The following is a 20,818-nucleotide window of genomic DNA, read 5'->3' on the forward strand; positions in this document are numbered from 1 at the left end:
CGCGCTCTTTCGCGATTGCGTGTGAAGGCGCACCATGGACCGATGACGGAACCACTGGCGCTCGCGTCGAAGCGTGGGCGTTGGGTTGTCGCCGCCACCGTTCTCGGCTCGAGCATGGCTCTCCTCGACGGCACCGTCGTCAACATTGCTCTTCCTCACATCGGTGAAGAACTGGGTTCCGGTGTCGCCGGACTGCAGTGGACGCTCAGCGGTTACACCTTGGCCTTGGCGTCGCTGATTCTGCTCGGGGGAGCCCTCGGTGATCGTTGGGGTCGGCGACGGGTATTCGTGTGGGGGACGGTCTGGTTCGCGGTCGCGTCGTTGCTGTGCGGAATTGCACCGGACATCACGTTTCTGGTGATTGCACGAATCCTGCAGGGAGTGGGAGCTGCGCTCTTGACACCTGGCAGCCTTGCCATCATCTCCGCGTCACTTCGTGAGGAGGACCGCGGCGCGGCAATCGGATTGTGGTCGGGTTTAGGTGGTGTTGCCGGCGCCATCGGACCGCTTTTCGGTGGTTGGCTGGTGGAAGTGGCGGGATGGCGATCGGTATTCCTGCTCAATATCCCGCTGGCGATCGTCGTGGTGTGGGCAGCGGTGCGCCATGTACCGGAGAGCCGCGACCCGCATCCGCCCGAGCACCTGGACGTGGTCGGATCTGCCTGCGCAGTAGTCGGTCTCGGCGCACTGACGTACGGGCTGATCGAGGTCAACCCGATAGTCGGGCTGATCGGAGTGATCGCGCTCTGCCTGTTCGTCGTGGTGGAACGACGCTCACCGAGTGCCCTTGTGCCGCCGTCCCTGTTCCGTTCGCGGATGTTCGTCGCGGCCAATCTGGTGACCCTTGCGGTCTATGCGGCGCTGGGCGGTGTGTTCTTCCTGCTCGTGCTGCAACTGCAATTGGTTGCCGGGTACTCGCCGGTGGCTGCCGGCGTCGCAACGGTACCGATCACCTTGGCATTGCTGCTGTTGTCTTCGCGCGCGGGCAGTTACGCGCAGACGCATGGACCGCGATTGCCGATGACGGTCGGGCCCGCCGTTGCCGCGGTGGGGTTGGTGTTGATGACGCGGATCGGCCCGGATGCGTCGTACCTGACCGTCGTGCTGCCGGGAGTTCTGGTGTTCGGGCTCGGCCTGGCGGTGATGGTCGCGCCGTTGACCGCCGCGGTGCTTGGTTCGGTACCGGTGGAGCAGTCCGGAATCGCATCCGGTGTGAACAATGCCGTTGCTCGCACGAGCCAACTTCTTGCCGTCGCGGCCTTGCCTGCCCTCGTGGGTATCGACGCCGAAAGTCTGGTCGATCCGACGAGTTTCTCCGACGGGTTCCGGTACGCGATGTACATCTGTGTGGCACTGCTGTTGGTCGGTGCAGCGATCGCCGCGACGCTGATCCGAACTCCGACAGTAGAGCCTGTTCAGGAAGCGGATTCGGTTGCCTGCAAGCCGCATTGTGATCTGACGGGACCTGCAGTGCAACCGAATCCGATGAGGGACTAGACGCTGATGTCGCGATCGCGGCTGGGCACCAAGGGAATTGCTGCGGCGGGAAATGCCGCGACTATCGCGAAGGCGAGCGGGTAGCCGACCGCGCCGATCAGCGCACCGACCACCGGGCCCACTGCTGACGCGGCAATGAACTGGCCGGTGTTCTGTGCGCCCAATGCTTTTCCTTGCCATTTCGGCCCGGCAGCTTCGGCGACGGAAGTGAATGCCAAACCGTTGTCGGCGACGCTGATAGTGGTTGCCAGCAGCAGGATCAAGGCGGGAACGCCCCAAGGCGCTGCGCCGGCTGCCGCCATTGCCAACATGACCGCAGACGCGGAGACGGCAACCAACCGCAGCGGGCCTACTCTGCTTCCGGCGCGATCACTCCAGATGCCGACAACGATGCGTCCGAGTGCACCCACGAACTGGGAGATCCCGATCAGGAGCCCAGCGGGCGCAGCGTCCCATCCTTGCTCGCTGATCAGCCAGACCATACCGAATGTCGAAAGGGTGAACTGCGGAAACACCAGCAGTGCCGAGACGACGTGAATGCGCCACAGGAACCAGTTCGAACGATAAGGGTTGATCGTCTCGACCGGGCTATCTGTGGGCCGCGCCGCCGGCCGCGGGGGATTGATCAATGCGACGGCGCAGATCAGGGCGAGAACGCCGTTGAGAGCTACCGACAGTCCGACGGCCGAACCGATTCCTACGTTCGCAGCGAGAGTCGGGATGGTCAGCGACGCAATGGTCACGCCCAGGGGCTGTGACATCTGCCGGATTCCCATCGCGAGGCCGCGCCGATCCTTGGGAAACCAGCCGACCACAACACGTCCACTGGCAGCGTTGGTGCTCGCCGCAGCCATTCCGCCCAGCAGAAATGCGATCCCGAGGAGGGTGTAGTTGTCGGTGGTGGTCGCGGCCAGCGCGGCGATCGCCGTCAGGCCGAGCCCGATTGAGATGACCCATTTCTCGCCGAATCTGTCGGCCATCGCTCCCCACGCCACCAGCGTGAGAACCATGCCGAAAGTGGGTGCAGCGGCCAGAGTTCCGGCCTGCGTCAACGAGAGGCCGTGTTCGGAATGCAGTAGCGGGATCAAAAAGGCGGGGGTGCTGACGAAGACGGTGCCTGCGGCCTGGGCTGCGACGCCGATTCCGAGCATCGTCCACGCCTTCGGGGAGACGGCCGTCTTTTCCAGCCGCGGCGCCTGCGTCATGGTGCCCTCCGATCTCTACGCTGTTCGACGATGCCGACGCTACTCGCGTGGTTTCACATGCTGAAACCAGAATCCCACTATTTGGTCAAACGCGGACGGTTCAGGGTGCGAAGTGCCCACCCCTTTTCGAGCGAACGGTACGACGATCGCCTTGGGTGCGCCGAAAGGTACGTTCGCTCGGGAAGGGGTCAGCGACGGGGCAGGCGAACCGTGAAGACCGTGCGACCATCCACCTGGTCCACGCCGATGGTGCCGCCGTGCAAGTGCACGTTCTCGACGGCGAGCGAGAGTCCGAGTCCGCTGCCCTCGCTGCGTCCGCGCGCGGTGTCGACCTTGTAGAACCGCCGAAAGATCGCCTGCCGGTCTTCGGGTGAGATGCGGGGGCCGTGGTCGACGACGGTGATGACGGAGAAACCGGATTCGACGCTCAACTCGACGCGAACCGGGGGCGCTCCGTGGCGCAGTGCATTGCCGACGAGGTTGGCGACGACAATGTCGATCCGACGCGAATCGACTCTGGCGCTGACACTTTCGGGTGCGCGCAGTTCGACGGTGTCTGTCCATCCGCGGCTCTCGAGTGTGCGCTCGGTCAATTCGACGAGGTCGACGTCGTCGAGGACGAGGTGCGCTTGCTGAGAGTCGTGGCGAGACATTTCGATGAGGTCTTCGACAAGTCGAGTGAGCTTGCCGATCTCACTGCTCACGATGCGCGCGGCAGCGGCGGCGTCGGGCGGAAGATTGGGGATCTCTTCACGGAGGATCTCACTGACCGGCACCAGTGCTGCGAGCGGCGTCCGGAGCTCGTGGGAGACGTCGGCGACAAACCTTCTCGACTGCTCTTCCGATTCTTCCAGACCTCGGATGACCGCTTCGTTGCGAGCGACCATGTTGTTGAACGTTGTTGTGACCTGGGCGAGTTCGGCTACTCCGTCTTCGGGGAGTCGGACGCTGAGGTCGCCGTCGGCAGCGCGGGCGGCCGCCTTGTCCAGGCGTTTGAGCGGACGGACAAGCGTCGACGCGATCCATAGCCCGAGTAGTCCGCTCACCAACACACCGGCGGCGAGGGTGAGGCCGACAGCTCGAAGCAGGTCGTCGAACTTGTCCTGCACTCCTACCAGCGGCCGGATGGTGACGGCTTTGACCAATGTCTCGTTGTCGTAGCTGTCGTCCGCGCTCATGTCCACGACATTGACGGACATTCCCAACATGATGCGCTGGGAGTCGAGCCTCTCGAAACGGATCAGCTTCGGACTGTCCAAACCTTCGTCGAAGCTGGGCGGAATGGTCGCCGCATCCACGGATCCTTGACGGATGACTTCGCCGTCGACGATCAGCGTCATGTCGGACTGGAAGATCTGTTGGAGGTTGGCAGGCGTCAACTCGTCTACCGGTGTTCCGTTGACGTATTGCAGTTCGTCGCGAAATTGTGCGGTCGCGACATCCTGAGCGTTGGAATAGATCCACGACCGCGCCATGAACGAGACGACACCCGCGGTTGCCCCGGCGATGATCACGACGATTGCGATGAACACGAGCACGAGCCTGGTTCGCAGACCGTCGACCTGAAGCCAGGTCGGTCTCATCGGGCTGGGCTGGTGTTGAAGCGATACCCGAACCCGCGCACCGTTTCGATGACGGTCGGTGCGGCCGGGTCGTCCTCGATCTTTCCGCGCAGCCGCTGCACTGCTGCATCGACGATTCTGGAATCACCCAGATACTCCTGGTCCCAGGCTGCGGACAACAACTGTCGGCGGCTCAGGACCTGTCCGGGGTTCTCGGTCAGCGCCAGGATCAGTCGGAGTTCGGTCGGGGTGAGGGTCAGCAGCATCCCGGCCTTGCGGACCTGCAGCGACGACCGATCCAATTCCAGGTCGCCGAACGTCTCTGCACCCGGCGTCGCATCCGGGCGCGTCGTTGCGGGTGCCGAGCGCCGCACGACGGCTTTGATACGAGCGTCGAGGACGCGCGGACTGGCCGGTTTGACGACGTAGTCGTCGGCACCGGCTTCCAGGCCGGCGACGGTGTCGATGTCGTCGGACCGAGCGGTCAGAATGATGATCGGGATCGAACTTCGGGTGCGGACACGTCGGCAGATCTCGTAACCGTCGGCACCCGGCAGCCCGAGGTCGAGTAGGACGAGGTCCGTGGCACCCAGGGCGTCGTCGAAATCACCGTTACCGTCGGGGCGATGGCTGACGTCGTGCCCGAGTCGGTTCAGTCCCAACGTGATTGCCTCGGCCACGGCTGGATCGTCTTCTATGAAAAGAATGCTCACCATGAGCTCACCTTGGACTCGCCATGATCAGGGGCCTTCTGCGGTCGGAGAAATCTCGGTCAGCCAAGGGTACAGGGGTCACACTCGCGAGAGTCGCTCGTTGCCTGAGTCTGCCAGCACCGCATGCCGGGCGACGCTGGTGTTCAACGGAAATGCCGACACAGCGAGGGTGTAGCAGCCGACGAGCAGTAGTGCACCGATCACGTCGCTCGGGCGGTGCCATTGCAGCACGACTACCGAGATCGCGGTTCCGATGGTGATCAGCGCACCGTTGACCGCAACGACCGCCCGCCACCTCGAGGGCGTGACGATCACGATCGCGCAGACCAGAGCAGCTATGGCCGTCAAAGTGCCGCTGGGGAAGGAATTGTGCATCACCAGACCGTTCAGGTCCGGTCGATCCAGCGATTGTTTGAGAACCCAGGCCGTCGTGATGGGACCGAGGGTCACGACGACGACGCGTAAAGCTAGCGCAATCGGGTTGTTGCGCAATGTGATCATGAGCGCCACGAGCACTCCTCCCACTATCAGTATCGGGGTGACGAGGCCGATGAACTCGGCGGAGAACACGCTGAGGCGTTCGGAGGTGGCCGCGCCCACCATGAGTTGTTGGTCGACGATCTGACCACCGGTCGTGTTGACCGCCAATTCGAATTCGACGACTCCGAGGATCAAGAGTGCCAGTGCGGCAATCAGTCTCGCTGGTTTGACTCGTGTCATGATCAGCCTTCCGCTCTCTCGTCCGAGGGGTTGCTCAGTTGTGGCGGGCATTCCCCGCCAGGAGTGGTTGCCAATTCGAAATGCCACATCTCGTTGGCGTAGGTCTGGCAGAGGCCGTAATCGCTGCCGTGCTGAATGAGCCAGTCGTCGGCGTCGGTCGGTCCGATGTCGACGGCCTGTCCACTGACATGCTTGGACAGGCTCGGCGAGTGCACCCACTTGGACGCTTCGTCCACGCTGCCGTACTTGACGACGGCTTCGTCGAACAGTCGCTGTTGGTATGCCGCGGACCGCCAACCCGACGTGACGTGCATGTCCACGCCGGATGCCTGTGCGTCGGCCGCTGCCGACTGGAGCGCCGCGAGCAGTGCGGAATCGAGACGGGCAAGCGCTGGCACATGAGTGTCCTGCAAGCTGATGCCGTCCTCGATCTCGCCGCCTGAAGGTCCTGAATCAGGCTGAGTGGCAAGGTAGTTACCGCTCTTCGGTTGTGCTTCTTCTGTGTACGAGCAGGAGCTGAGCGCGACCGCACCGAGCACGACTGCACCGAGTGCGACGAAGCGGATGATTCCGCGGTGGCTGGGCATACAACAGAGACTTCTCGGTCAGTGTCACCGGCAGGTGGTCACCGTTCGTCGACGGTGTCACGGTCTGCAACAGCTCTGTAACAGGACGGAACGGGGCTGGTGAGCGCGCGCTACGCGGGGCGCGGGATCGACGCGAAAGTCGACAGCTCGAACCACGATGGCAGGCTACGACGCAACGCAGTAGGCCCAGAGATGGTGACGTCACCGGACCGTATGGCGTCCGACCAGGTCAGGTTACCTCGCCAGATCTCGGTCATCTGTCGCAAGCCCGCAGAGACCGACACTGCAACGTCGAAACCCGGATCGATATCGCACATGTCCACCTCACCGGAATTGATGACGAGCCACCAGTTCCGCGAATGTCCACGTACTCCGGAGAATGCGAAGTGCACCACGGTCTTGCCTTCAGGCACCACGGAATGATCCACGCGGCGATGCATGTCCCACAGCAGCAGCTTCGGATCCAGATCTTCGTCGCCCAGTTCACCGATCCACCTGGTACCCCAGATGCCGAGAGCTTCGACCACAGGGCGCAGTTCGCGGCCGGCGTCGGTCAGACGATAGCTGACGACACAGTCGGTTTCTTCTCGCTCCACGATGCCGGCGACCGCGAGTTGGTGAAGCCGGGTCGAGAGCAGAGTCGGTGACATTCGCGGGAGCCCGCGGCGGAGATCGTTGAAATGTTCGCTTCCCATGATCAGTTCGCGGAGGAGAAGCAGTGTCCACCGCTCGTCGAGTAGCTCCATCGCCTTGGCGACGGGGCAGAACTGGTGGTACGAGGACCCCATCTCTCGATCGTAGGCCTCCGGGGTGCTCCGGTACAGATTTCGTACTGGAGAGGAGCGAACCGTCGTCGTAGCGTCGGAGTAACGGCATGAACGCTGTCGGGCTCCGAGTACGAAAATTATTGAAGGAGAACGGTAATGAGTGAATCAACGGGGACTCTCGGGTTGGACCGGGAGCTGAAGGCCAAGCACCGGGCAATGTGGGGGCTCGGTAACTATCCGGCGGTGGCGACGCAGGTCATCGCGGAACTCGGACCTGTATTGGTGCGTGAATGCGGCGTGCAGAAAGGAGATCGGGTGCTCGACGTCGCGGCGGGGTCCGGCAACGCCGCCATTCCGGCGGCTGCGCTGGGTGCGCAGGTGATCGCCACCGACCTGGCTCCCGAACTGTTCGTGGCAGGACGGGAGGCCGCGGCGCTCGCGGGTGTCGAACTCGATTGGCAGGAGGCCGATGCCGAGGCTCTTCCGTTCGGCGACAACGAGTTCGACGTAGTGCTCTCGTGCGTCGGTGTGATGTTTGCCCCGCATCATCAGCGCGCCGCTGACGAACTTTTGCGAGTATGCCGACCCGGCGGAAAGATCGGAGTGCTGAGTTGGACTCCGACGGGATTCATCGGCGAGATGTTCAAAACGATGAAGCCGTATGCACCGCCGCCGCCTCCTGGTTCGCAGCCGGCGCCTTTGTGGGGCGACGAGAACCATGTTCGGGATCTGCTCGGCGATGTTGCCGCGAGGAAAGACGTACTTCGTGTGGACACATTCAGCGGGCCGGAAGATTTCCGCGATTTCTTCAAGAAGAATTACGGCCCGACCATCGCGGTGTACCGGAACATCGCCGGCGATCCTGACCGCACGCAGGCGCTCGATCGCGATCTGCTCGAGTTGGCAAAGAAGTACGGCAGCGGAAGCGAGCCGTTCGTGATGGAGTGGGAGTACCTGCTTCTCACCGCGACACCCGATGAGGGCGGTGCATGATGACGACGGTCGAGTTCGCGCCACTGAAATCGGCGATCACGGGTTCTGTGTTCAGCCCCCGAGATCCGGAGTACGACGACGCCAGGTCGATCTGGAACGGGCAGATCGATCATCGTCCGGCGGTGATCGCCAGGTGCCGGTCGGCGTCGGATGTGTCTGTGGCACTTGCATTTGCCAGAGCCCATTCGTTGGAGGTTTCGGTCAGAGGTGGTGGGCATTCCTACCGAGGTACATCGGTGTGTGAGGGCGGTGTGATGATCGATCTCAGTGCGATCAACGTAGTCAGTGTCGCCCCGTCCGCGAAGCGAGCCAGGGTCGGTGGTGGTGCGACGATTGCCGACCTCGACGCCGCGACGCAGGAACACGGATTGGCAGTGACCGGTGGAGTGATCAGTGATACCGGCGTCGGTGGCCTGACCCTCGGCGGCGGCATGGGGTGGTTGACGCGCACGCTCGGCCTGGCGATCGACAATCTGGTGTCGGCAGAGGTGGTGCTCGCCGACGGTTCGATCGTGCGGGCCTCCGAGAACGATCACAGCGACTTGTTCTGGGCGCTGCGCGGCGGCGGCGGAAACTTCGGAGTGGTCACCGAGTTCGAGTACCGTCTGAGCGAGATCGGTCCGGAAGTGCATCTGGGACTGTTCTTCTGGGGGATGGAGGACGGACCCGCAGCGCTTCGTCTGTGCCGCGAAGTGGTGCCTGCCCTGCCGAGAAATGCCGGAGCGATGGTTGCCGTCGGTTTGTCCGCGCCTCCGGCACCGTTTGTTCCGGATCAGTTTCACCTGCTGCCCGGATACGCGTTGCTGGTAGCCGGTTTCGGATCGGAAGAGGAACACTCGAACGCGATTGCGCCGATTCGAGAGGGCGTGCCGACGCTGTTCGAGTTCGTCACCCCGCTCCCGTACATCGGTTTACAGTCGATGCTCGACGAATCGGAACCATGGGGTGCATACGCCTATGAGAAGGCCTTGGACCTGGTGGATTTCTCCGACGACGTGATCGATGTTCTGACCGAGCAAGCGGGCAAGAAATCGTCGCCGATGTCCTTCATGCCGATCTTTCCGCTGCAGGGAGCTTTCACCTCCGTCGGCGAGGACGACACTGCGTTCGGTGGTTCTCGCACACCACATTACGTGTGCAACATGACGGCTACGGCCACCGATGCCGGGACACTGGAATTGGATCGATCGTGGGTGCGTGAGACCTGGGAAGCCTTGCGTCCGTTCTCGTCCAATCAAGGCGGGTACGTCAACTTCATGACCGATGTCGACGAGGACCGAGTGCGAGCGTCCTACGGTGCGGCGAAGTACGCGCGATTGTCCGCCGTCAAGGCGAAGTACGACCCGGACAACGTGTTTCACCTCAACGCAAACATTCTGCCCGCGTAGAGCGTCCGGTCAGGCCGTGAACACCAGGATGACGACGATCAGTGCGGCCAAGATGATGACGGCAACCATGCCTGTCATGGCGAGGGGAGCCCAAGCCACTACCTTGTCGCGGGTGCTGGCATCGGCGGGGCCGGTCGGTATCCGCGGCGGCCAGGAGAACATGTCCATGGGGCTGGGAACGTTCCGCAGTGGCGTGTTCTGTTGCACTGCAGGCAGTCCGGTGATCGTGGAGCCGGTCAGGCGATTGCGGCGGTGTGGGTCGGCGAGTTGTGTGGTGCGGTGAGCCCACGCCGGCACGGCGCCTTCGGACGAGTAGACGGGAGCGTCGATCAACTGCTCGATCGTGCCACCGCCCGTCGCGGCTGCAGCGAGCGCGTCGCGTGCCTGAGCCATCGTCGGCCGACGGGTGGGGTCCGGCTCGAGGAGCTGAAGGAGAACGTCGGTGAGCGGTCCGGACTTGGTGGGTCGGTAGATCTCGGCCTTGGCGACACGATGCAGTAGAGCGATGGCGTCCGAGTCGATGCCGAAGGGCGGTTGACCCTCGATCACCGTGTAGAGCGTCGACCCGAGTGAGAAGACGTCACTGGCCTCGGTGGGATCGTCGCCGCGGGCAACTTCGGGTGCAAAGTACGCGGGAGTGCCGGTGATGACCTCGTCCTGGGTGTCGGATACGTCGCTCTTTGCGCGGGCGATGCCGAAGTCACTGATCTTGACGGTGCCGAGAGACTTGCCTCGGTCGGCGATCAGGATGTTGCCGGGCTTGATGTCGCGGTGGACGATGCCGGCGGCGTGCGCCTCGGTGAGTGCCGCAGCGATCTGCGCGCCGATCTGCGCGACCTCCAGCGGTGGCAACGTGTCGGCCAGGTTCATCGCCTGGGCGAGGCTGCGGGCGGGGAAGTACTCCATGACCAACCACGGTTCACCGGACTCGATCGCGACGTCGTACATGGCGATGGAGTGGGGGTGGGTGAGCTTTGCGGCGTTCCTGCCTTCGCGCAATGTACGTTCACGGACCTCTTCGGCCGTTTCGGTGTCGAGGCCTTCCGTGCTTGTGACCTGTTTCACCGCGACGTCACGGCTGAGGAGGGTGTCGCGGGCCAGCCAGACGGCGCCCATGCCTCCGTCGCCGATCTTGGAGCGGAGTCGGTACCGCCCCGCCAGCAGGTATTCGGGCCCGATGCCCCTCCCGGTCTGCTCCTGAGCTGTCACATCTCAAGGTTAATGGATTGATGCCACTGTGACGCTCGAGGCTCCTGTGAACTGGGTTTTTTGCTCTGCTTGACGTGTCGGGGGTGACACGGTTTACTGAAAACAGTTCGAAAATATGTTCGAAATTGCTGTTCGTTGGATGCATGTCAGACCCGACTTCCCCGCGGTTTGCCGGCTGGTTATGGATTGCTGCCGAGTGAGTTTTTCCGGTGTTCCGGAGGATGGGGATGACCGAGGTGACCGAGTTGGTGGAGCTGTCGGCAGATGCGGCGGGGTTGTCCCGTCAGGATCGGCTGGCACAGCTCCGCCGACAGATCGCGTCCATTCCCTCTCGCGGCGATACGTCGTTTTCGGGACCGAGTGTTTCCGTGGCTGGTGTTTCCGGGACAAGTGCAGCAGCCTTCGAGAGTGTTGCCGACCGGGACATACCGGTCGTGAACCGCGCGCACAAGGCTGGTGTTCTCCCAGTGCCGGAAGGTATCGGGGCATTGCTACCGCAGGGCGGTTTGGTGCGCGGAACCGTGGTGTCCGTCGAGGGCGCTGCTTCCTTGCTCTTGGGATTGGTCGCGTCCGTGACGGCGTCCGGGGGGCATGTGGCAGTCATCGGGCAACCTCGACTGGGATTGCTGGCGGCGTACGAGATGGGTGCGCAACTGGAACGTCTGGCGCTCATTCCGGCGCCTGGGCCGGATCCGGTCGAGATCGCTGCTGTGCTGCTTGACGGTATGGATCTGGTGATTCTGGGATTGGCGGGTGCGTCGGTATCCCCGTCGCGTGCGCGAGCGGTGGTGGCGCGCGCCCGGAGCAAGGGCTCGACTCTTGTTGTCACCGAAGGTCACTGGGACGGGGCCGAAGTTCGGTTGGACGCTCGGGTTCATGGTTACGGTGGGTTCGGTCAGGGCCGTGAGTTGGGGCGTGGTCGGCTCAGTTCCCTGAGCCTCGCGGTTCGTGCTCGGGGGCGCTCGTTCCAGCCCCGGACCACGCGTCTGGACATCTGTAGTGCAGCCGGGCGGGTCGAGTGGGTACCTTCCCGGCCGGTCGAGGCCGTGTCGGAGCAGGTGGTGTCGGAGCAGGTGGTGTCGTCGCGGGTGGTGTCGTCGCGGGTGGTGTCACTGTGAGCAGAGTTCTGGCGTTGTGGTGCCCGGACTGGCCGGCGGTGGCAGCGGCAGCGCTTGCCGATCTTCCTGCCACGCATCCTGTCGCGGTCACCTCGGGTAATCGGGTGATCGCATGTTCGGCGACGGCCCGCGCGGAGGGAGTGCGACGAGGCCTGCGCCGACGCGAGTCGCAGGCCCGCTGCCCGGAACTGTATGTGGCGATGGCAGATCCGGAACGCGACGCCAGATTGTTCGAGCCGGTCGCCGCGGCCATCGATGCGGTGGCACCGGGCGTCGAGGTACTCCGTCCCGGTTTGTTGGTGCTCAGTGCGCGAGGTGTCAGTCGGTACTTCGGTTCGGAGGAAGCCGCGGCGGAACGATTGGTGGATCAGGCATCTGCTGCGGGCGTCGAGGGTCAGGTGGGTGTGGCGGATCAACTGTCCACAGCGGTCATTGCCGCGCGCCGGGCAGCGCTGGTGCCGCCGGGGGAGGGGGCACGGTTTCTGGCGCCGCTACCCATGCCGGAGTTGGCGGCAGAGCCCAGTCTGTCTGCGCCGCATCGCGGGGAGTTGGTGGATCTGCTGCGCAGGCTCGGGATCAGAACCATCGGTGCTTTCGCGGATTTACCGGCAGTGGACGTCGCTTCGCGTTTCGGGGCCGATGCGGTGCTCGCGCATCGTGCGGCGCGCGGTGAACCCGAGCGGCCACCGTCGGCGCGGACGCTTCCGCCGGATCTGGAAGTGGAGCAGCATTACGATCCGTCGATCGAGCGGGTGGATGCCGCAGCGTTTGCCGGGCGCGCCTTGGCGAGTCTCCTGCACGACAAATTGTCGGCTGCCGCAGTGGCGTGCACCCGCCTGTCGATTTCGGCCAGCACGGGCAACGGTGAAAATCTTTCTCGGACTTGGCGTTGCGCCGAACCTCTGACACCGGAGGGAACGGCCGATCGAGTGCGATGGCAACTGGACGGCTGGCTCACCGGGCGCAGTGAGACCCGGCCGACCGCAGGCATAGCGGTGTTGCGTCTGGAACCGGTGGAGGTGGTCAGTGCCGGCGCTTTGCAGTTGGGGCTGTGGGGCGGTGTCGGCGACGAGGAGGAGCGGGCCAGGCGAGCATTGGTGCGCGTGCAAGGTCTTCTGGGCGGCGAATCTGTTCAGGTCGGTGTCCTGAGCGGTGGTCGAGGGCCCTCGGAGCGAATTACCCTGTTGCCCTTGGGTGACGAGCGGGTAGCTGCTCATGATCCGACAGCCCCGTGGCCTGGTCGTCTGCCGCAGCCGTCTCCGGGGTCGATCTTCGTCGACAATCCCAAGGTATGGCTGGAGGATGTGGCCGGCAACGCCGTGTACGTCACTGAGCGCGGTGTCTTCAGCTCGCAGCCGGGAAGGCTGAAGTGGGGGAGCAAGGAATGGGCAGTGCAGGGATGGGCCGGGCCCTGGCCGGTGGACGAGCGATGGTGGGACGCAGCCTCGGCGCGCACGGCCGCGCGGGCTCAGGTGCTGTTGGAGGAATCGCGGGCGTTGCTGATGATCTGTGAAGGCGGTGGATGGTCGGTGGAGGGTGTGTACGAATGAGCTCGCAGGTACAGCCAGCTGTACCGGACATGGTCGAGTCGACTGTACGAACAGTAGGGGCGCTGGCGCCATCGCACCGACGCCATCGGGCGCCTAGCGTTGATGACATTCAAAAACTCACTGTTGCAATGATTCTCGTCGTTGCAACTCTTCGCGAGGAGTGTCATGAAAACGGCGGGTCGAGCTGACGTTTCCGGAACCGATCGACTTCACTACGAGCCGATGGAGCTACGCGACGCACAACTTCTGGCGTACGACGAGACCGGCGAAGGCCGGATCGTGGAGGTGTTCGGCGATGTCGCCACCGCCGAGCACATCATGATCTTCGTGCCGGGCAACGACAACGGACTGGGAAACTACTTCGACGAGAACCGTCCGACAGGACCACGCGCGAGCGGATGGACGCTGGGAAGGATGCTCCGAACGCTCGGGCCGAACGACCGCGTCGCGGTGATCGTGTGGGTCGGTTATCGGACGCCGTGGGGATTTCTCGAGTCGTTCTCCCGGACACTTGCAGAACTTGGTGCGATAGATCTGGCGCGGTTGACTCGTATCCTGCCGCGATCGGCGCATGTGACGCTCGTCGGACACAGCTACGGGGCCGTGGTGTGCGGACTCGCTCTCCCGTCGGCGCGAGTGGACGATTGCGTGGTGCTGGGTAGTCCGGGGATGGGGACCAGTTCGCGCGAAGACCTGTGCTTTGCCGGAAATCTCTGGGCTGCGCTTGGTCCGTCGGACTGGATCCGCTACTTCCCACGCGTGAAGATCGGCCGCCTCGGGCACGGCCCGTCTCCAGTTCGGGCGCAGCACGGAGCCATTGTTTTCGGTACCGGTGCCGTTCGAGGGCATTGCGGCTACTTCGCCGATGCAAGCGAGTCGCTGCGAAACATCGCGAGGATCGGACTCGGTCGCTACGACGAGGTCACACGACCAGGGGAGTTGCAGCCTCGGCTGACCGCGTCAGCAATCCGTGAGGGCGGGTCTATCCTGGGAACTCGTGAGTGTCGCTAACGTACGAAGTGCCGGCGGGGTCCAGATCAGCTACCGCGATTCCGGCTCGCATCCCAGTGTGGCCGATCTGCCTCCGGTAGTCCTCGTGCACGGGATGGGCGGCGACAGCGGTACCTGGGACAAGTTCGCGCGGACCTTGCGATCACGCAACCGGCGAGTTGTCTCGGTCGACCTTCGCGGCCACGGCCGGAGCGCTCGTGCGTCGTCGTATCTGTTCGAGGAGTTCGCGGACGACGTCATGGACGTGTGTGATCATCTCGAACTCGAGCAGGTGGATCTGGTCGGCCACTCGCTCGGCGGGCACGCGGCGTCGTTGATCGCGCAGAAACGTCCCACTGCGGTGCGGAAGTTGGTCATCGAGGAAGCGCCGTTACCACTACGTGCGGGTGACCCGGAACAGGTGTTCGCGAGGAAATTGCCGAGTGTCCCAGAACTGTGGCACGCCACAACAAGTTTGGTGCGGCATCCGCGAGCCGCGTTGACGTTCGATCGCTCGATGACGCGGTCCGCGCTCGAGCAGTTCCGCCGACCGGATCCGCAGTGGTGGGATCGGTTGCCGCTCATCGAGGCTGACATGTTGTTCCTGCGTGGAGGTCTGGGCGGGATGGTGGATCCTGTTCGCCTCGACGCTGTTGCAGCCACCGTCGCACGCTGCGAATTGGTCTCTTTCCGTACCGGCCACAGTGTCCACCGCGACGGTCATCGCCAATTCGAATCCGTTGTGTTGCCGTTCATTTCCTGAAAGCGCAATACTCGATCGGTGATGCCAAGAACCCATCCGAAACGTGTGTGGCACCGAATGTACTTCCATGCATACCAACGGCAACGACTGGTCCGCACACGAATACGTCGACGCGGTAGCACGGTCCGTTCACGGTGAGACCGTCCGATGGCCGCAGGGGCCGAGCATGGATGCGGTGATCGTCCTTCCCGTTCATGCCAGGCACCATCCGGGGAAGAACGCAGTTCTGCTCTGGAATCACGACTTCGGTTGGTCGTGGGGTGTCGAGGAGGCTGATGTGCGAAGGACGATTTCGATAGTCGACACCCTCGGTATCGGCCGGACACCGGATCCGCTGCGCTGTGCGGATCGGGTTATCGAACTGATCAGCGCACGGGCAGTTTGCTCGCGCATGTGTAGCGAAGAGTGATTCGGTCAACTCTGGGGCGACAACGCCTCCGAGAGGACGACGCCCGTGAACCCAGAGAACGTTCCAGCCCCGCATTGTCATTCATTGCCGCGCCGGACGTTCCTCGGTGGCGTTGGTGCCCTTGTCCTCGCGGGAGTGGCAGACGTCGCGGCCGGCGCGGTGAGCGCGGTGCCGGTACAAGCAGCACCCGCCGATCGGTTTCCACAGAAACCCAACATCGTTGTCATCATCACCGATCAGGAACGCCGGCCGATGTACTGGCCCCAAGGCTGGGCTGAACAGAATCTGCCCAACCGCAAGAGGATTGCCGATCACGGGCTGAGTTTCGACCAGGCAGTGTGCAACACCGCGATGTGCTCGCCCAGTCGCAGTACGTTCTTCACCGGCCTCTACCCCGCGCAGCACGGGGTCACCAGAACGCTCACCGAAGGTGGCACTGTCTCACCCACCGAGCCACAGTTGCAGGTCTCCGAACAGAACATGGCAAAGCTGCTGGCGTCGGCCGGCTACAACGTCCAGTACCGGGGGAAATGGCATCTGAGCAAAGGCGTCGAGGGTGGTGATCCGACAAGCGAGGACGTGGCAGGATTCGGCTTCGAGGGGTGGATTCCGCCGGACGCGGGCCAGGACACCAATCCGGATCATTTCGGTGGCGGGTGCGCAGACCATGATCGCCGTGTCGCCGAGGAAGCTGTCGAGTTTCTCTCCGGACCCGCAGTCGCATCCGGACAGCCTTGGGCGCTGATCGTCTCGTTCGTGAACCCGCACGATGTCCTCGCGTACCCCCAGACGTGGAACGCGATGAACGGCACGTGCGACAACTACGGATCGGACGCGCCAGGCGCCTTCGAGCAGGGTATCGACTTGCCGCCCACCTTCGACGAGATCCTGGCGCTCAATCACAAACCGACAGCCCAGGTTCAGTCGGAACTGCTGTTGGCAGCCGGGCTCGGGCCGCTGCTCGGACCCGATCAGGCGCGTAACTACATCAACTTCTACGCCTATATGCACAAGGTGGTCGACGAACACATCGGCAGCGTGCTCGACGCGATCGAAGCCACTCCACAGATGCTCGACGACACGGTGATCGTTCGGATGTCCGATCACGGGGAGATGGGGATGAGCCACGGAGGTTTGCGGCAGAAAGTGTTCAACGCCTACGAGGAAACACTGCGCGTTCCACTGGTCATCAGCAACCCCTTGCTGTTTCCCGAACCCGTTCGCACCGACGCCCTGGCGTCGTTGATCGACGTGGTGCCCACTCTCGCCACGCTCGCCCAAGCGCCTGCGCGTCAATCGTGGAACTTCCTGGGTACCGATCTGACACCGGTCATCGTCGACGCTGCCGCTTATCCGCAAAGTCCCAGCACGCAGGTTCAGGACACGATTCTGTTCACCTACGACGATCAGAACTGTGCGACGCCCGACGGTCAGAACATCGTCACGCAGCCCAACCACATTCGGTGCATACGCGAGAGCCGCTGGAAGTACACGATGTACTTCGATCCTGCGGGAGTTGCTGCGCCGCAATACGAACTGTACGACTTACAAGCCGACCCCTTGGAACTGAACAATCTCGCCAATCCGCTCAACATCGGTTCGTATCGGCCGGATCTGGCAGCTCAGATGAACGCCAAGCTCTTCGCAGTGATGGAGACCAAGGGTGTTTCCCTGAAGGAATAGATCGAATTTCGTCAAAACTGATTCACGTTTCAGTTCTGCGGGCATGCTGGTGGGGCATCTGTCTTCGGTTCGGGAAGAAGGAATGTCATGACTGTCACCTCGCCGGGGCGAGAAGGTTTCAGTTCTCTTCGGTCGGGAGGGTTGAACTGGGATTCGTTCCCACTCCGATTGTTCACCAAGGGAAACGCCAAATTCTGGAACCCAACCGACCTCGATTTTTCGCAGGATGCCCGTGACTGGCAGGAGCTGACCAGCGAACAACAGCGCAGCGCCACCTTCCTGTGTGCGCAGTTCATCGCCGGTGAAGAAGCCGTCACCGAAGACATTCAACCGTTCATGAAAGCAATGTCGACCGAGGGACGATTCGGCGACGAGATGTACTTGACGCAGTTCTGTTTCGAGGAAGCCAAGCACACCCAGGTGTTTCGGCTGTGGATGGACGAAGTGGGATTGACCAGTGACCTGCATTCCTACGTCGCTGACAATCCGTACTACCGGCAACTGTTCTACGAGGAGTTGCCGTCGTCGCTACGCATTCTCGAGACAGACCCCAGCCCGGTCAACCAGGTGCGTGCCAGCGTCACGTACAACCACGTCATCGAGGGCAGTCTGGCGCTGACGGGCTACTACGCCTGGCAGAAAGTCTGTGCGACGCGCGGAATCCTCCCTGGCATGCAGCAATTGGTGCGAAAGATCGGTGACGACGAACGACGGCACATGGCTTGGGGAACATTCACCTGCCGAAGGCACGTCGCCGCCGACGATCACAACTGGGACGTCGTCCAGCAGCGGATGGGTGAACTCATGCCCATGGCCCTCGGAATGATCAACTGGGTCAACGATCAATTCGAGGTGCAGCCGTTCGGTTTGGACAATCAGGAGTTCCTCGAGTATGCCGCAGACCGTGCGCAGCGCCGACTTTCGGCGATCGAGTCTGCACGCGGGCGCGACGTCGCCGAGATCGACCTCGACTATTCGCCGGAGACCCTCGAGGAAAAGTTCGGGGCAGAAGATGCCGCTGCGATGAGTGAGGCGGCCAAATGACTGCGAATTCTATTGGAGCCAAGCCGAGTTCTGGATGACCTCGACAAAATCGATGTGCCGAAATCCCGGCACGAAATGTTCGAGTACGTCAGCGTTCACCGTCCCGAACGTACTTTCGGGACGGTGCTTGAAGCCGTCGGTGAAGGCCTTCAAGATCTGATTCTTGAAATCCGGACGGGGGTGGGCCGCGGTGACGGCGTCGATGTCGGCCTGGTCGAGTTCGCTGTATCCGATTCCGAGTACATCGGTCTCCACACCCGCTGTCACCAAGGCGATTTCGGGCTCCAGCCGCGAGGGGACCTCGGGCGTCGTATGTAGAGCGATGCCTTCCCACACTTTGCGGATGTCGGTTTCGTCGACTTCGTAGCCGGTGAGGAATCGCCGCGCTTCGTCCGCGCTGTCCAATTCGAATCGCGCCGTACTGTCCCGGAATTTCTCGGTGAGCCCCAGGTCGTGAAACATGGCGCCGACGTAGAGCAATTCGGGGTCGGCGTGCAGTCCCAAACGCGCGCCTTGCAGCGATCCGAAGAGGAAGACGCGTCGCGAGTGGTGAAACAGTAACTCGGACGCCGTATCTCGGACGAGTTCGGTGGCGTCGGCAGCCATCTTCGAATCGGGGATTTTCACACCGGCAATGATCGTGTTCATCGGTACCTGCTCTGCTCGTCGCTGCTGCGAATTTCTCGGTCTGTCCCAGTGTCGGTCGAGCACGCACGCGGGCGCACCCTGATCTCGGCCATACTGTCCACAGATCAGGACGAAGGGGAGCGATCGTGACCGCAGTGCATCGAGTTGCCGTCCTGGTGTTCGACGGCGTCAAACTGCTCGACGTCGCAGGTCCGAGCGAGGTGTTCGCAGAGGCCAATCGCGGCGGAGCGAACTACGAGTTGGTGATCTGCTCGGTGGGTGGACACGATGTCGACTCGTCGACCGGCATGCGCATTCCGGTCGACTGTGACGTCGCAGATTCCGGTTCCTTCGACACGTTGCTGGTCATGGGTGGCGACGTGTTCCCGTCGATGCCGGTGAGTCCGGAATTGCGTGAGGCAGCGAGCGATCTTGCGGGACGTTCGGGTCGGGTTGCCTCGATCTGTACCGGGACATTCATCCTGGCGGCGAGTGGACTGCTCGATGGACGCCGCGCAACGACGCATTGGCAACACACGGCAACGCTGGCGCGCGCCTATCCGCAGATCACGGTAGTTCCCGACGCCATTTTCATCCAGGACGGCACGGTGTTCTCGTCTGCGGGTGTGACCGCCGGGATCGACCTCGCGCTCGCATTGCTCGAGCGAGATCATGGTGCAGAAATGGCCCGACGTGTCGCACAGCTTCTGGTGGTATTTCTCCAACGTCCAGGTGGGCAGTCACAGTTCTCGCCGTCGTTGAGCGGGCCGCGGCCCCGGGTGCCCGCGCTTCGCGCAGTGGTCGAGGCGGTGGCCGCCGATCCGGCGGGGGAGTACTCGGTCGACGAACTGGCTGCCCTGGCGCACCTGAGCCCACGGCATCTGACGAGGCTCTTTCGGGAAGAACTCGGTACGACGCCGGCCAAATACGTCGAGTTGATCCGTTTCGACTCCGCGAAAGCGCTCCTCGATGCCGGCCACTCGGTGACCGAAGCCGCGCAATTGGCGGGATTCGGCAGTTCGGAATCCCTACGACGAGCATTTTCGACGCATCTCGGAATCTCGCCGCAGGTGTACCGCCGTCGTTTTCAAGCCTTCGGCTGAGACTGACTTTCGTGCTTGCCTTGCGGCGGGCTCATGCCCTGCTTGTCGAGCCAGGCAAGGCTGTAGTCCGCGATCTCACGCCAGCCGTGGTCGATGGTCAGCGAGTGACCTCGATCGCCGAAGACCTTGTATTCGTTGATCGTCGGGGCCTTGGCGTACTTCTTGAACGAGCTGTCCGAACTGGCTTTCGGGACTGTGCGATCCTTGCTGCCGCCGATCATCAGGAGTGGCCCGCGGCGGGCGTTGAAATCTACTGCAGCGGGGCTGTGGGGCGCGAAGTTGGCGAGTGCTGCCTCGAACAAGGGCCGACCAGGGGCGGGAATCGCATACTGCTCGAACAAGGCGTCGGACTCGTCCTTGGACACGGCGCTGGCAAAGGATTTGTGGAACGACTCTCTGTTGTGTGAGTACGCCTTCCGGTAGTTCCCGGGGTTGGACAGGACCGGGAAAACACTGCCCAGTTGAACGAGGGGAAGTTTCAACACCCCTTTGGGCTGAGCCGGGTCGATGGCAATTGCCGCGGTCGCCAGCTTCTGGCCGAGAAGTTTCTGCGCGATCAAACCTCCGAACGAATGCCCCACCACGATCGGTGGTTCGTCGAGATCGGCTATCACCTTGGCGTAGTGATCCGTCACGTCCTCGATGCCGTGTCCCGCGATGTCTTCCGGGTGTTCACGCGTCTCACCCACGGTCGACGCGTCCCCTGGCCATCCCGGCGCCATTGTGGAGTACCCCTGCGCGCTGAAAACCTGCGCCCAGGGGTCCCACGTGGTCGGGTGCATCCAAAGTCCGTGGATGAACAGAACAGTCGGGTTGGACTTGGGCGACATGCGCGCTCCCCGCTATCGGACCGATGATCGATACGGAATGCCCGCTTTTTACAACCTCAT

20 protein-coding genes are annotated in these 20,818 nt (G+C 62.9%); 11 read left to right on the forward strand and 9 right to left on the reverse strand.

The window, feature by feature from the left end; genetic code table 11:
• Positions 1–42 precede the first annotated feature (42 nt).
• Positions 43–1,497, forward strand: coding sequence for an MFS transporter (locus A0W34_RS09720; RefSeq protein ID WP_042449833.1), 1,455 nt, complete (start codon positions 43–45; stop codon positions 1,495–1,497).
• Here A0W34_RS09720 and A0W34_RS09725 read toward each other — a convergent pair.
• The 6 genes from A0W34_RS09725 to A0W34_RS09750 all read right to left on the reverse strand — a co-directional run bounded on the left by A0W34_RS09725 (position 1,494) and on the right by A0W34_RS09750 (position 7,072).
• Positions 1,494–2,702: an MFS transporter gene (locus A0W34_RS09725; RefSeq protein ID WP_081557617.1), complete on the reverse strand. Its 1,209-nt coding sequence runs from the start codon at positions 2,700–2,702 to the stop codon at positions 1,494–1,496. The two genes, A0W34_RS09720 and A0W34_RS09725, sit on opposite strands and share 4 nt — an antisense overlap.
• 188 nt (positions 2,703–2,890) lie before the next feature.
• Positions 2,891–4,285 carry a sensor histidine kinase gene (locus A0W34_RS09730; protein ID WP_081557618.1) on the reverse strand — a complete coding sequence of 465 codons (1,395 nt, stop codon included), beginning with the start codon at positions 4,283–4,285 and terminating at the stop codon, positions 2,891–2,893.
• Positions 4,282–4,980, reverse strand: a complete 699-nt coding sequence (locus A0W34_RS09735) for a response regulator transcription factor (RefSeq protein WP_065455179.1) — start codon at positions 4,978–4,980, stop codon at positions 4,282–4,284. Before A0W34_RS09735 ends, A0W34_RS09730 begins: the two co-directional genes overlap by 4 nt.
• A 75-nt stretch (positions 4,981–5,055) precedes the next feature.
• The gene (locus A0W34_RS09740; RefSeq protein WP_047270193.1) at positions 5,056–5,697 is read right to left on the reverse strand and encodes a phosphatase PAP2 family protein; all 642 of its coding nucleotides are present in this window, start codon (positions 5,695–5,697) and stop codon (positions 5,056–5,058) included.
• A gap of 2 nt (positions 5,698–5,699) precedes the next feature.
• Positions 5,700–6,284 carry a M15 family metallopeptidase gene (locus A0W34_RS09745; RefSeq protein ID WP_003940687.1) on the reverse strand — a complete coding sequence of 195 codons (585 nt, stop codon included), beginning with the start codon at positions 6,282–6,284 and terminating at the stop codon, positions 5,700–5,702.
• Positions 6,285–6,394: 110 nt separating this feature from the next.
• Positions 6,395–7,072 (reverse strand): winged helix-turn-helix transcriptional regulator, encoded by a 678-nt coding sequence (locus A0W34_RS09750; RefSeq protein WP_003940889.1) that lies wholly within the window; start codon positions 7,070–7,072, stop codon positions 6,395–6,397.
• 135 nt (positions 7,073–7,207) lie between these two features.
• On the opposite strand from A0W34_RS09750, the gene A0W34_RS09755 reads away from it, so the two are divergent.
• Positions 7,208–8,044: a class I SAM-dependent methyltransferase gene (locus tag A0W34_RS09755; protein ID WP_007727495.1), complete on the forward strand. Its 837-nt coding sequence runs from the start codon at positions 7,208–7,210 to the stop codon at positions 8,042–8,044.
• Positions 8,041–9,432 (forward strand): FAD-binding oxidoreductase, encoded by a 1,392-nt coding sequence (locus A0W34_RS09760; RefSeq protein WP_003940869.1) that lies wholly within the window; start codon positions 8,041–8,043, stop codon positions 9,430–9,432. The genes A0W34_RS09755 and A0W34_RS09760 overlap by 4 nt, the downstream gene beginning before the upstream one ends.
• 9 nt (positions 9,433–9,441) lie before the next feature.
• On the opposite strand, the gene A0W34_RS09765 is transcribed toward A0W34_RS09760, so the two are convergent.
• Positions 9,442–10,641: a serine/threonine-protein kinase gene (locus A0W34_RS09765; RefSeq protein ID WP_003940952.1), complete on the reverse strand. Its 1,200-nt coding sequence runs from the start codon at positions 10,639–10,641 to the stop codon at positions 9,442–9,444.
• Between the two features lie 227 nt (positions 10,642–10,868).
• Here A0W34_RS09765 and A0W34_RS09770 point away from each other — a divergent pair, with 227 nt between their 5' ends.
• The 7 genes from A0W34_RS09770 (at position 10,869) to A0W34_RS09800 (ending at position 18,198) form a co-directional block, all read left to right on the forward strand.
• Complete coding sequence (locus tag A0W34_RS09770) at positions 10,869–11,759, forward strand: hypothetical protein (protein WP_081557619.1); 891 nt, start codon at positions 10,869–10,871, stop codon at positions 11,757–11,759.
• Positions 11,756–13,309: a DNA polymerase Y family protein gene (locus A0W34_RS09775; protein ID WP_065455178.1), complete on the forward strand. Its 1,554-nt coding sequence runs from the start codon at positions 11,756–11,758 to the stop codon at positions 13,307–13,309. Before A0W34_RS09770 ends, A0W34_RS09775 begins: the two co-directional genes overlap by 4 nt.
• A 165-nt stretch (positions 13,310–13,474) precedes the next feature.
• Positions 13,475–14,320, forward strand: coding sequence for an alpha/beta hydrolase (locus tag A0W34_RS09780; protein WP_003940874.1), 846 nt, complete (start codon positions 13,475–13,477; stop codon positions 14,318–14,320).
• Positions 14,307–15,062, forward strand: a complete 756-nt coding sequence (locus tag A0W34_RS09785) for an alpha/beta fold hydrolase (protein ID WP_030535116.1) — start codon at positions 14,307–14,309, stop codon at positions 15,060–15,062. Before A0W34_RS09780 ends, A0W34_RS09785 begins: the two co-directional genes overlap by 14 nt.
• Positions 15,063–15,129: 67 nt before the next feature.
• Positions 15,130–15,471 carry a DUF6292 family protein gene (locus A0W34_RS09790; RefSeq protein WP_007727485.1) on the forward strand — a complete coding sequence of 114 codons (342 nt, stop codon included), beginning with the start codon at positions 15,130–15,132 and terminating at the stop codon, positions 15,469–15,471.
• A gap of 45 nt (positions 15,472–15,516) precedes the next feature.
• Positions 15,517–17,154, forward strand: coding sequence for a sulfatase-like hydrolase/transferase (locus A0W34_RS09795; protein WP_081557620.1), 1,638 nt, complete (start codon positions 15,517–15,519; stop codon positions 17,152–17,154).
• A gap of 87 nt (positions 17,155–17,241) precedes the next feature.
• Positions 17,242–18,198 (forward strand): R2-like ligand-binding oxidase, encoded by a 957-nt coding sequence (locus A0W34_RS09800; protein ID WP_003940790.1) that lies wholly within the window; start codon positions 17,242–17,244, stop codon positions 18,196–18,198.
• 9 nt (positions 18,199–18,207) lie between these two features.
• Here A0W34_RS09800 and A0W34_RS09805 read toward each other — a convergent pair whose 3' ends face one another.
• Entirely contained in the window at positions 18,208–18,846 is a 639-nt protein-coding gene (locus tag A0W34_RS09805) for an HD domain-containing protein (RefSeq protein ID WP_081557621.1), read from the reverse strand.
• Positions 18,847–18,971: 125 nt separating this feature from the next.
• Here A0W34_RS09805 and A0W34_RS09810 point away from each other — a divergent pair, with 125 nt between their 5' ends.
• Entirely contained in the window at positions 18,972–19,928 is a 957-nt protein-coding gene (locus A0W34_RS09810; protein ID WP_030535113.1) for a GlxA family transcriptional regulator, read from the forward strand.
• Here A0W34_RS09810 and A0W34_RS09815 read toward each other — a convergent pair.
• Positions 19,913–20,758, reverse strand: coding sequence for an alpha/beta hydrolase (locus A0W34_RS09815; protein WP_081557622.1), 846 nt, complete (start codon positions 20,756–20,758; stop codon positions 19,913–19,915). The genes A0W34_RS09810 and A0W34_RS09815 overlap by 16 nt on opposite strands.
• Between the last annotated feature and the right edge of the window lie 60 nt (positions 20,759–20,818).

This window comes from Rhodococcus sp. BH4, from assembly GCF_002079265.1.
Lineage (GTDB): Bacteria > Actinomycetota > Actinomycetes > Mycobacteriales > Mycobacteriaceae > Rhodococcus_F > Rhodococcus_F qingshengii.